Raw genomic sequence first — 11,834 nt, 5'->3', positions numbered from 1 at the left:
TCTGATTTATTTTTCGAAATGTTTTAGGCCATAAACATATCCTGAACGGAACTTAGGTCCGTTTAAGATGTAGCTAATGATAATTATTATCATTTATATTTTCAATTCTATATTTTGCCACTATAAAACAATTCAATGCATTGAAATGATTTGCTTTTTATTAATCTCAAGTGAAATCAGATACAAAAAGATAATAATCGTTTTCATTTAATAAAATGATGATTCACTCAATATTGATAGTTTTTTGTGATTTTAAAATTTCTTAAATTACAGCACATTAGAGAAATACATCCCAAAATGATGCATTTGTGTGCCTGTATTATCAAAAACTGTGTTCCGCAGATCCAACAACTCCCACTAACAACGTTAAAGAATAAAATGATGATTTCGCCTATTGCGCTGGTCACTATTCTCTCCACTATAATGCCGAAAATTTAAAAACAATCTCAGGCTGAGATCACAGGAACGATGATGAAGCGCTATAAAAGCTTAGATAAAAATTTAGATGCAAAAGGTATTATTCCCTTTCTATCGATCGGGGGATTCATTTTATTTTCCAATGCATCTTTTGCAGCGGCTTCCACTGAAGCAACTCTCTCTGGCGGAAAACCAGAGCAACTACCGACCATTACCGTGCAAGCCTCACGTTCCGATGAGCTCTCCTCTTCTGCCAAACAAGTCACACGACTGGATGAACAGCAAATTGAACTTTTAAAAAATGCTTCATCAGGCAATCTCGCGACTGTGCTGGCCAAGGCAGTCCCCGGCTTATCCGATTCAAGCCGCACCATTACCGATTTCGGACAAACCCTGCGTGGACGTAATGCATTGATTCTGGTCGATGGCGTGCCGATGAATTTAACGCGGGACACATCCAGAGGACTTTCTGCGATTGATCCGCAAAGTATCAGTAGTATTGAAGTCATACGCGGCAGTAATGCGATTTATGGCAGCGGCGCAGCGGGTGGCACCATTTCAATTACCACTAAAGCGGCTGGCGGTGAACCTGCTGCTAAAACCGTGATCGGCTTACAGAGTCCACTCACCAATATCCGTTCCGATGCTTTCAGTGGCGATATTCATCAATATTTTTCAGGCAGTCTGAATGACTTCGATTATGCTCTGGATTTTGGCTATCAAAGAATTGGTAGCCCCTATGATGCAAGAGGAAAACGGGTTGCACCCGAACCTAGTCAGGGTGATCTGTTTGATGCCGATGCCTATAGTATCGGTACTAAACTCGGCTATCACCTGGACGATAATCAGTATCTACAACTGGCTGCAAACTATTATAATGCCGAACAGGATTCCGACTATGCTTCCGATCCGAGTGTAGCCCAATTACCGCCTGGTAGTGTCCCGGCAAAAGCCATTAAAGGATTGAAATTAAAACAACAAAATAAAAATGAAAACCAGATTTATAATCTGACTTATAGCCATAAAGATTTATTTGGTCATAAACTTGATGCCCAGATTTATTACCGCGACTTTTTCACCCGCTTTGCACCCTTTGATGCGCGTAAAGTACCGACACGCGGAGGACAGGTCGATCAGGTTTACCAAAACAATAATGTATTGGGTAGTCGCTTAACCGTTACAACGCCGCTCGAGTTTCTGGGTGACAGTTCACTGGTCTGGGGTGGTGATTTTAGCCGTGAAAAGAGTGAAATGCCGTTAGATACTTTCGATCAAGATATCTATGATCAATCTGGTGGGCTGGAATTCGTCAAAAATGGAAAGCTGATTTATTTACCTGAACTCACCACCCAGAGCGTGGGTGGATTTGTGCAATTGAAGCATCGTTTTAACGATCAATGGTCGGCTGAAGTTGGCACACGCTATGAAGACAGTTTTGCCAAAATTAACAGCTTTGTACCCTTGTCCCAGTTAAAAGAATCTGTTCCTTATACCGTTCAGGGTGGAAAAGTAAAAGCGGATGCATGGCTCTACAATGCCAATCTTACCTTTGCAGCCAGCGATGAACATTCGATTTATGCCTCATTTAATCAAGGCTTCCAGCTACCTGATGTGGGTGTGGTTATTCGTAATGCAGGAAAAAAATTTGACTTAAGCTCGTCATTCTTAGAACCCGTCAAAGTGGATAATTATGAACTGGGCTGGAATGGCCATTTCAACAATTTCAGTTCCAGTCTAGCCGTATTCCACTCAACTTCCGATCTTGGTGGCGTGCAATCCTTTGGTAACGGGTTAATTCTGACCCGAACCAAGGAAAAAGTAACGGGTGTAGAAGCGACACTGGATTATCTTGAAGATGCCAAAGTCTGGGGTGCTGGCGGAAGTGTAACCTGGATGAAAGGACGTGAAACCCCGCAAAATAGTCATACTGAACAGGATATGACAGGTTTCCGTATTCCGCCGTTAAAAGTGACCGCCTATATTTCCTATAGCCCGACCGATACCTGGACTAACCGTATACAGGCGACATATTTCGGCGCAGAAGATTACCGCCTCAATGGTAACAATGGTTTTGGACGCTATGATGTCAAATCCTATACCACAGCGGATTTAATCAGCAGTTTTGCCATCAATAAACAGGATACGATGACGATTGGTATCGAAAATATGTTCAATCGTGAATACTATCCGCTCTATAGCCAGCTCATGAGAAATAGTAACAACACCAGTCACCTATTAGCGAGTGGCGTAACCGCGAAAGTCTCTTATACGCACAAGTGGTAATTTTCAACATCAAATAAATACGATAGATATCGGCTGATATCTATCGTTGTTCCAAGCATTAACCCATTTTAATGTTTAAATTGCGAATAGCCTTATTTTTAAACATCCAATATATCAGCAAATTCAGCGCCCAGTAATTGAGCCAGATCCTGAGGATTTAATCCAATATCCAGTCCTCTTCTGCCCCCACTGACATAAATTTTTGCCAAACTTTGCGCCGTGGCATCGATCACGGTTTTAAGACGTTTCTTTTGTCCCAATGGACTAATCCCGCCGACCAGATAGCCAGTTAAACGTTCGGCATCTTTTGGATTTGCCATTTGCAGTTTCTTACAACCGACTGCTGCTGCTACTTTTTTCAGATTAAGTTGATGATGGACCGGTAAAATGGCGATGAAATAATTTTTTTCATCTGTCACCATTAAGGTTTTGAATACTTCTTCAACCTTGAGATTTAACTTCTCTGCGGCTTCCAGTCCAAAACTTTTTGCATTGACATCATGTTCATATTCATGAATTGAGAATGGTATTTTATTTTTTTCCAGTAATTTACAAGCGGGTGTCATATCTATTCAGTATTTTTGCTTTCGGAATAAAATTAGGATAAGTGTAGCACTTTAAAAATAAAAGTTTAAATTTGCTTAGGCTATTTCGGATATAAATCTCTTCTTGATAAATCCTGAGACAACCTCATATATTGGCTAAAGATGAAATGAACAGGCTCAAATAATTCATGAGTTATAAACATAACAATTTGATGGCCATGCGCCAGAATTATTGGGATGACGAATCTTCTTCTACAGTGCAAGCTGAAAAACAGTTCTTGCAGGATCTACTGATAGAAGAAGGTGTGTTTAAAGAAGCAACGCCGGATGACACCAAGTATTTTTTCTTTACCCTGCCCAGTATTATTATTGTGAAAGCGTATGCACTCGGTTTTCACAACAGTCAGGTTAAACGAATGTTGATTAAACATATTCATACTCATCGAGCCGCACTGATGAAACGGGCAACATTAAAAATTCAGTTTAAAATTTAGGACATATGTATATGAATACCAAATAGGAATAAGATATATGCTTAGGCTATTTGTATACAATTACCCTATTTCACAAATTTAGACTGATAATTCAAGAGATTGAACTGTTTTAATACGTTCAAAAGCGGTAATATCCGCTACAATTCATATCTCGGCTTTCAACCCTCCGATTTCAGCATAGGATTTTTCTTTCATGTCAGATCAGAACGATAAGCTTAAGAATCTAAAAACCTCCTCGGTGGATCGTCGCTTATCTATCGCAAAAGCATCTTTACTTGCTGGAACACGTTGGGCAACTGCAAGTGCAACTTCTCTTTTCTCCAGTGAAGAAGAAAAAGAGAAGAAACGTAAAAAAGCCATGGCTGAACAGGCGCATTATTTGGTTTCTGAAATCGGCAAACTTAAAGGTTCAATCGTCAAGATTGGCCAGATGATGGCCTTATATGGCGAGCATTTCTTGCCTGAAGAAATTACCCAAGCATTAAATACCCTGAATAATCAGACCGTAGCCCTTGCTTGGCCTGCAATCAAGGCACATTTGCAAGATCAGTTAGGTTCAAAACTTGATGATTTAACCATCGATCATGAACCGATTGGCACCGCTTCACTAGCTCAGGTTCATCGTGCGACCCGTAAATCAGATGGTCAGGAACTGGTGCTTAAAATCCAGTATCCTGGTGTGGCAGAAGCGATCGACTCAGACATGAATCTGTTCAAGAATATGCTGAAACTGACTCGGATGGTGCCGCAAACCCGTGAGTTTGATCAATGGTTTGACGAAGTTCGCGACATGATGCATCGCGAAGTGGATTATGCGATTGAAGCAGCGACTACGCGTCGTTTTGCTGAACGTTTGAAAGATGATCCGCGTTATATCGTTCCACAGATTGTGGATGAATTCTGCGCTGAAAAAGTACTGTGTATGACTTTTGAACGTGGCGTCCCTGTGAATAGTCCAGTGATGCTTTCTCTCCCGCAAGAACGCCGAAACAAGTTGGGCGAAGCTTCTTTAGAGATTGCAGTGCGTGAATTGTTTGAATGGGGTGAAATGCAAACCGATCCGAACTTTGGTAATTATCTGGTTCGTTTGGGTGATGGCAATGAAGTGAACGATAAAATCGTTTTACTCGACTTCGGTGCAATTCGTCAGTTTGACAATAATTTATTGACTGTGGCGCGCAACCTGATTCAGGCGGGTTATGATCACGACAAAACTGCGATGGTCAAAGCTATGAAGGGTTATGAATTCTTTGATGGTATGCCAGAAAGCGTCAAACCGGGTATGGCAGATGTGTTCCTGATTGCAACGGAAGCCTTTAGCTGTCCAGAAAATAATCCTGATATGCCTGCGGGGATTATGGATAATCAAGACCGTTATGACTGGAAAAAAAGTCAGTTGCATAGCCGTGTGATGCAACAGGCTGGGCAATCGATGGCATCCCGTTATTTCTCGGTTCCACCGAAAGAGTTTATGTTCATTAGCCGTAAATTCATTGGTGCCTACACCTTTATGACTGTGATTGATGCAAAAACCAATGTCCGCAAAATGATTCGTCAATTTACGTGATCGATCATTTCCAGTGACATGATAGAAAGCCTGTCCATTCTTATGCACAGGCTTTTTTATCGCTATTTATTAAAAGTTATGCTGTTAAGCGGTTTCTGCTACTTTTTTAATTTCATATGGCAGTCCCACATAGTTTTCTGCCAAAGTGGTTCTGCCCGCTGTCGATCCTAGAATATAACTGAGTTCAGCCTGCTTAATTTTATGGTCAAACTCGCTTTCGGTTTCAAAACGATGCAGCAAGTGGGTCATCCACCAAGAAAAACGTTCAGCCTTCCAGACGCGTTGTAAACATTTTTCTGAATACTCATTAATCCCCTGACTTGAACCCTCAGTGTAATACTCAATCAATGCATTCGATAGATAGGCAATATCCGAAGCAGCTAGATTAAGACCCTTGGCCCCGGTTGGCGGAACAATATGCGCCGCATCTCCAGCTAAGAACATTTTACCAAAACGCATTGGCTCAGTCACAAAACTACGTAACGGCGCAATACTTTTTTCGATAGATGCGCCAGTGACTAAATGTTCACGGCTTTCGGGATCTAGACGACATTTCAATTCTTCCCAGAATCGCTCATCTGACCAGTCTTCGACATGATCCGTCAATGGCACCTGTAAATAATAACGGCTACGGGTTTCTGAACGCATACTACATAAAGCAAAACCACGTTCAGACTGTACATAGATCAGTTCATCTGCCACTGGCGGTACATCGGCCAATACGCCTAACCAGCCAAATGGATAGACTTTTTCAAAAGTTTTGATCTTGTCCTCAGGCACACTGGCTCGACAAATACCGTGATAGCCATCGCAACCGGCTATAAAGTCACATTGGATTTGAAAGGCTTTGCCCTGATAGTCAAAATGAACTTCTGGCGCATCATAAAAACCGTGCACCTGCACATTTTGCGCCTCATAATACGAGGTCAGCTGTGCAGCTTCACGCGCAGCCATCAGGTCTTTGGTGACTTCGGTCTGTCCATAAACCGTGACTTGTTTACCGCCTGTCAGTGCAGACAAATCAACACGATGTTTCTGCCCATTGGTGAGGATCTCAATCCCTGAATGTGGTAAGCCTTTCTCTTTTAAATGTTGATCGACACCTGCCTGTTTGAGTAAGTCAACTGATACCTGCTCTAAAATGCCTGCACGTATACGTGAAGCGACATATTCAGCACTACGTTGCTCAATAATGACATGTTCAATGCCAGCCTTATATAACAGTTGCCCCAGTAACAAACCCGCTGGGCCAGAACCGATAATTGCAACTTGTGTCTTTAAAATATCCATTACATCTTCCTTGTTATATGTCCTGACTTTTAAACTACTGCTTTTCAATTATGGATACGATGTATGCAAATCGAAAAGAACCGTTTATCATTCAACTTGTCCGATTAGCGGACAAAACATACAAAATAACAAGGAAGAAAGGATGTCCTCTACCGATGCTTTTTTAGAGCACCCGAGTTCTCATGAACGTATTCGTCAGGAAGACTATATTGCGGGTTTGGCCAAAGGTCTGGCTTTACTTGAAGCCTTTGGCATTGATCGTCAACGTTTGAATGTCACACAGGTCGCAGAACGGGCAGGTATTAGCCGCACAGCCACACGTAGACATTTAAAAACCTTAAAGTACTTAGGCTATTTAGACACCGATGAGCATTATTTCTGGTTGACCCATCGGGTATTACGTTTTTCCAGCTCTTATCTGAGTTCTGCCCATCTGCCTAAAATTGCCCAGTCTTTTCTCAACCTTTTATGTGCCCAGACCTCTTTGACTTTTTCTTTGGTCGTTTTGGATGATAATGAGGTAGTTCCGATTGCCCGTAGCTATCTTCCCCAACATGACAACCTGCGGGTCAGTCCTTATGGCATGCATCTAGGCAACCGCCTACCCGCACATGCCACCTCTACAGGAAAGGTGTTGTTGGCGGCATTGTCTGAGCAGGCTCAGCGCGATTGGGTCAAAAACTATGGCTTAAAGCGCTTAACGCCTTTCACCATTATCGATGAATCAACCTTTATAGACGTGCTGAAAAGCATTTCATTGTCAGACTATTGTTTATCGAAAGAAGAGCATGAGCTGGGTGTGATTGCAATTGCAGTACCGGTACTGAATGCCCAAGGTCAAGCCATTGCGGCGCTTAACTGCATGTCGCAAACCAATCGGGTGCAAGAGGATTATCTGGTTCAGCAAATTCTGCCTTTGTTACGTAATACCGCCAATGAGCTGCGCAATGTGATTTAAAAGAAATGTTCGGCTGGCTATTTCAATCTAGATGCTTAGATAGTTTGAATTAGAATGTGAACCCATAGCCCATCCCCTGACACCAATAATAACCATGTCTGACTATCTTCACCTCAGGCTAATTAGGTACCGGGTTTAATCTGATGCTCCGACTGAAAATCCTGATAGGTTTTACGTTCAGATGAATCGGCTGTTAAGGGCATAACCTCGGTCATGCTGTGTAAACAGCGCTGTGTCAGCTGGATATATTCTTGCGTACCTTTGATTTTCCATGCACGTTCCTGTTCTGATAAATCACGTGCAACCTTTGCAGGACTGCCCATAGCCAGTACATTGGCTGGAATATGATCCTTGGTTTTCACCAGACTATTGGCACCGATAATGCTGTTTTCACCAATCTCGGCATAGTCCAGTATCACACTGTTCATGCCGATCAAGGCATTCTTGCCGATACGGCAGCCATGCAAGGTCGTAGCATGACCAATATGTCCCATTTCTTCAATCAGGGTGACGCTTTGCGGAAAACCATGAATGATACAATTGTCCTGGACATTGGCATTTTGCTTGATATGGATCCGGCCAAAATCAGCACGTAATGAGGCAAAAGGACCAATATAGACGCCGGCTTCAATGATGACATCACCAATTAAAACAGCGGTTGGATGCACAAATGCATCAGGATGAACGACAGGAATTACCCCATCAATACTGTAACAAGGCATCAGCCACTCTCTCATTATTTTGGCTCAAGCCACCAAAACGCCGCCAAAAATGTGCAGTCGCATTGGGCATAGGCCCTTCCGAGGTTGCCGCAACCGACAAGAAATACTCATCTGCAGCTTCAAAGACTTTTTTATAAATATTCATGGATAAAGTTCGTGCCTTGACTGCAGGCCAGTCTGTCGATAACAGCTCTAACGGCAAAGCAGGATCCTTGAGTAAAATCCGGCGATAATAATGAATCAGCAAGGTCCGGATCTGGAAGGCTTGAATTGGTTCAATACGTTCATCCTCTTGCATCAAAATTGCGCCAATCTCCCGAAACATATCCAGAAATTGTAAATAACGTTGACGCAGCTCATCAATCGGCCAGTTGGTCTCCAACATACGGCTGATGGTGTCAGTCGAGTTATTAAACAGCTGTAAGGTCTCAGCCTTAAACACCACCACCTGCTCACTCATGTTGAGATCAACCAGCAGTTTTTGCAATTGCAGTCGATTCGAACCCGGGTACGCCATCAGGTTGGTCGAAATATTGGCAAAGCCCAGCCATTCCAGTTCTTTCTTGAGAAAAGCCTTATTGTCGGTATCCAGACTCGACATCAGGATCAGATCCCAACAATGATCCCATTCCTTCATCTGGTCATTGTAAATCCGTTGCTCAGCCTGTAAGTATTTGAAACGGCTAGCATCTGTAATCCGGTAAAAACTGGTTCTACCAATTTTATCTGAACCCAACCATTCATTTTTGACCAAACGAAAAACCGAAGTCCTGACAGCACGATCATTAAAATTGAACAGCTCCATCAACTGGATCAAGCTGGCAAGACTAATATTACCGCCACGATGCAGGATTGAATCCCCAAAAATGGTTGTAATCAGAGACGTGCCACTTAAGGTTTCGTTCTGGATGATCGAATCAATAATTTGCTGTAACTTTACACTCATAGGTTTATCTTGGCGTTTAGATTCAGGATATAGACGATACTATACCCTGAATGATCATAATGTTAAGCAATCTGACGCATATCAATGACCCGTTTTGCCTTCCCTTCCGAGCGCGGTAAGGTCAGTTCATTCACCACTTCGACTGTCACGGAAATACCAATCATGGTTTTAATCCGCTGCATCAGTTGCTGAGCCAGTTGTTGCGCCTGTAAGTCGCAGTTATGGCACATCTCGGTACGAATATGCAAGGTATCCATATGGCCTTGCTTGGCAACCAGAATTTCATAGTTCGGCACCAGACTTGGGACTTGCAAAATCTGCTCTTCAATCTGGGTCGGGAATACATTTACACCACGAATAATCAGCATGTCATCGCTACGTCCTACAATTTTATCCATACGGCGCATCGCCAGATTTTGGCCTGCCAGCAAACGGGTCAAATCACGGGTACGGTAACGGATAATCGGCAAACCTTCTTTGGTAATGGTGGTAAATACCAGTTCACCCAGTTCGCCATCCTTACACACTTCACCGGTTTCAGGATTGATGATTTCAGGATAAAAATGATCTTCCCAGATGGTCAGCCCTTCGCCTTCATCCAGACATTGCATGGCGACACCTGGCCCCATAATTTCTGACAGGCCATAAATATCCAGTGCCTTGATATTCAGGCGCTCTTCGATCTCACGGCGTAACTCTTTTGACCAGGGTTCTGCACCAAAAATACCCACCTTTAACGAGGTATTACGCGCACTGCCTAACTGCTGCTCAAGTTTTTCAATAATACTGACACAATACGATGGTGTGACCATGATTGCGGTTGGCTTAAAGTCCTGAATCAGTTGTACCTGTTTCTCAGTCTGACCACCTGACATCGGAATCACGGTGGCACCCAAGCGTTCAGCACCATAATGTGCACCTAAACCACCGGTAAACAGGCCATAACCATAAGCCACCTGAATCATGTCCTTGGCACTCAAGCCCGCCATACGCAAACAACGCGCCACAATATCCGACCAGGTATTGATATCCTTTTGGGTATAACCCACGACTGTTGGCTTTCCTGTCGTACCTGAAGATGCGTGTAAACGAACAATCTGCTCTTGCGGAACTGCAAACATGCCAAAGGGATAGTTGTCACGTAAATCCTGTTTGGTGGTAAATGGAAACTTGGCCAGATCATCCAGTGTCACGAAATCATCGGGATGCACACCTGCATCATCAAATTTTTTCTTATAGACCGGACTATTGGCATAAACATAAGTCAATGTCTGTTTTAACCGTTGGGTTTGAAGCGCTCGCAACTCCGCAAGCGTCATTTTTTCTACGTCTTCTGTGATGAGGCTATCCACTGCCGTCTCTCCTGTTTCGTTATATTATTCGAACCGTTTCAATTAAATTAAGCTATATTTTCTAAAATCAGGGCGACACCTTGCCCAACACCGACACACATGGTACAAAGCGCGTATTTACCTTGGCGTCTTTGCAGTTCTCTGGTTGCGGTCATCACCAAACGCGTGCCACTCATCCCAAGCGGATGGCCGAGTGCAATCGCACCACCATTCGGATTAACACGCGTATCATCATCCTGAAGACCTAACTCTCGCATACAAGCTAATGACTGGGCGGCAAAAGCCTCGTTCAGCTCAATCACATCCATTTGATCCAGACTGAGCCCCGTTTGTTTCAACAATTTTTGTACTGCAGGCACTGGTCCAATACCCATATATTTCGGTTCAACCCCGGCACTGCTCATCGCCACCACACGTGCCAAGGGCTTTAAGCCATGTGTATCGGCAAACTGACGATTGGTGAGCAAGACACAGGCCGAGCCATCGTTGACACCCGATGCATTACCCGCCGTCACCGAACCACCTTCTTTACGGAATGGAGCTTTCAGTTTTGCCAAGCTGTCCAGACTGGTATCGGCACGCGGATGCTCATCCTTTGAAAAGACAGTGATGTTCTTTTTACGATCGGCCAGTTCAACAGGCAGTATTTCACCCTCAAAAAAGCCGGCTTGTTGTGCCGCAGCCACTTTTTGTTGACTCCGAAGCGCAAATGCATCCTGATCCTGACGACTGATCTGGTATTTTTCAGCCACATGCTCAGCGGTTTCAGGCATGCTGTCCGTCCCATAGTCAGCTTTCATCTTTTTGTTGATGAAACGCCAGCCAATGGTGGTATCAAAAATTTCAGGGCTACGACCAAAAGCTTCGGTTGGCTTGGCTTGCACAAAAGGTGCCCGACTCATCGACTCGACCCCGCCCGCCAGTACAAATTGTGATTCGCCCGATTTAATCGAACGTGCTGCCAAGCCCACTGCATCCAGACCCGAAGCACAAAGACGATTCACGGTCATCGCAGGAACTGCTTCTGGTAATCCCGCCAACAAAGTTGCCATGCGTGCCACATTACGGTTATCTTCACCCGCCTGATTGGCACACCCCAAATAGACTTCATCTAAATCTTGCCACGGCAGATGCGCATGTTTTTCTTTTAAATGTTTGATAGGCAATGCCGCAAGATCATCCGTACGTACCGAGCTGAGCGCACCAGCATAGCGGCCAATCGGGGTGCGAATAAAATCACAAATTAACACGTCTTCCATG

Annotated in this window: 10 protein-coding genes; 4 read left to right on the top strand and 6 right to left on the bottom strand. The window is 43.7% G+C overall.

The genetic code is table 11. The annotated features are described in order from the left end of the window. Window positions 1-471 precede the first annotated feature (471 nt). Window positions 472-2,700, top strand: a complete 2,229-nt coding sequence (locus JO943_RS01370) for a TonB-dependent receptor (protein WP_202739981.1) — start codon at window positions 472-474, stop codon at window positions 2,698-2,700. Window positions 2,701-2,798: 98 nt separating this feature from the next. Here the strand turns inward: JO943_RS01370 and ybaK are convergent, their stop codons facing one another. Further along, window positions 2,799-3,266, bottom strand: coding sequence for a Cys-tRNA(Pro) deacylase (gene ybaK, locus JO943_RS01365; RefSeq protein WP_202739757.1), 468 nt, complete (start codon window positions 3,264-3,266; stop codon window positions 2,799-2,801). A gap of 167 nt (window positions 3,267-3,433) precedes the next feature. On the opposite strand from ybaK, the gene JO943_RS01360 reads away from it, so the two are divergent. Together JO943_RS01360 and JO943_RS01355 are read left to right on the top strand one after the other, a co-directional pair. Next, window positions 3,434-3,739 carry a hypothetical protein gene (locus tag JO943_RS01360; protein WP_032872430.1) on the top strand — a complete coding sequence of 102 codons (306 nt, stop codon included), beginning with the start codon at window positions 3,434-3,436 and terminating at the stop codon, window positions 3,737-3,739. A 193-nt stretch (window positions 3,740-3,932) separates the two neighbouring features. Then, window positions 3,933-5,306, top strand: a complete 1,374-nt coding sequence (locus JO943_RS01355) for an ABC1 kinase family protein (RefSeq protein WP_202739756.1) — start codon at window positions 3,933-3,935, stop codon at window positions 5,304-5,306. An 84-nt stretch (window positions 5,307-5,390) separates the two neighbouring features. Here the strand turns inward: JO943_RS01355 and pobA are convergent, their stop codons facing one another. Continuing rightward, on the bottom strand, window positions 5,391-6,596 hold the full coding sequence (pobA, locus tag JO943_RS01350; RefSeq protein WP_202739755.1) for a 4-hydroxybenzoate 3-monooxygenase: 1,206 nt from the start codon (window positions 6,594-6,596) through the stop codon (window positions 5,391-5,393). Between the two features lie 142 nt (window positions 6,597-6,738). Here pobA and pobR point away from each other — a divergent pair, with 142 nt between their 5' ends. Next, window positions 6,739-7,554, top strand: a complete 816-nt coding sequence (gene pobR / locus JO943_RS01345) for an IclR family transcriptional regulator PobR (protein WP_202739754.1) — start codon at window positions 6,739-6,741, stop codon at window positions 7,552-7,554. A gap of 122 nt (window positions 7,555-7,676) precedes the next feature. Here the strand turns inward: pobR and JO943_RS01340 are convergent, their stop codons facing one another. From JO943_RS01340 to pcaF, 4 genes are all read right to left on the bottom strand, one after another. Beyond that, window positions 7,677-8,276 carry a gamma carbonic anhydrase family protein gene (locus JO943_RS01340; protein WP_202739753.1) on the bottom strand — a complete coding sequence of 200 codons (600 nt, stop codon included), beginning with the start codon at window positions 8,274-8,276 and terminating at the stop codon, window positions 7,677-7,679. Continuing rightward, window positions 8,257-9,222 carry a PaaX family transcriptional regulator C-terminal domain-containing protein gene (locus JO943_RS01335; RefSeq protein ID WP_005285641.1) on the bottom strand — a complete coding sequence of 322 codons (966 nt, stop codon included), beginning with the start codon at window positions 9,220-9,222 and terminating at the stop codon, window positions 8,257-8,259. The genes JO943_RS01340 and JO943_RS01335 overlap by 20 nt, the downstream gene beginning before the upstream one ends. A gap of 62 nt (window positions 9,223-9,284) precedes the next feature. Next, on the bottom strand, window positions 9,285-10,574 hold the full coding sequence (gene paaK / locus JO943_RS01330) for a phenylacetate--CoA ligase PaaK (protein ID WP_005230251.1): 1,290 nt from the start codon (window positions 10,572-10,574) through the stop codon (window positions 9,285-9,287). Window positions 10,575-10,621: 47 nt separating this feature from the next. After that, window positions 10,622-11,833 (bottom strand): 3-oxoadipyl-CoA thiolase, encoded by a 1,212-nt coding sequence (gene pcaF / locus JO943_RS01325; protein ID WP_202739752.1) that lies wholly within the window; start codon window positions 11,831-11,833, stop codon window positions 10,622-10,624. Between the last annotated feature and the right edge of the window lies 1 nt (window position 11,834).

It is taken from the genome of Acinetobacter sp. 'aerobic (ED)' (assembly GCF_904886855.1).
Classification (GTDB): Bacteria; Pseudomonadota; Gammaproteobacteria; order Pseudomonadales; family Moraxellaceae; genus Acinetobacter; species Acinetobacter courvalinii.
This window is presented reverse-complemented; position numbering and strand designations above follow the sequence as displayed.

Coding starts and splice junctions, on each gene's coding strand:
- pobR (WP_202739754.1), top strand. CDS start 6,739: ATGTCCTCTACCGATGCTTTTTTAGAGCACCCGAGTTCTCATGAACGT.
- JO943_RS01340 (WP_202739753.1), bottom strand. CDS start 8,276: ATGCCTTGTTACAGTATTGATGGGGTAATTCCTGTCGTTCATCCTGAT.
- JO943_RS01370 (WP_202739981.1), top strand. CDS start 472: ATGAAGCGCTATAAAAGCTTAGATAAAAATTTAGATGCAAAAGGTATT.
- JO943_RS01335 (WP_005285641.1), bottom strand. CDS start 9,222: ATGAGTGTAAAGTTACAGCAAATTATTGATTCGATCATCCAGAACGAA.
- JO943_RS01360 (WP_032872430.1), top strand. CDS start 3,434: ATGAGTTATAAACATAACAATTTGATGGCCATGCGCCAGAATTATTGG.
- JO943_RS01355 (WP_202739756.1), top strand. CDS start 3,933: ATGTCAGATCAGAACGATAAGCTTAAGAATCTAAAAACCTCCTCGGTG.
- pobA (WP_202739755.1), bottom strand. CDS start 6,596: ATGGATATTTTAAAGACACAAGTTGCAATTATCGGTTCTGGCCCAGCG.
- pcaF (WP_202739752.1), bottom strand. CDS start 11,833: ATGGAAGACGTGTTAATTTGTGATTTTATTCGCACCCCGATTGGCCGC.
- ybaK (WP_202739757.1), bottom strand. CDS start 3,266: ATGACACCCGCTTGTAAATTACTGGAAAAAAATAAAATACCATTCTCA.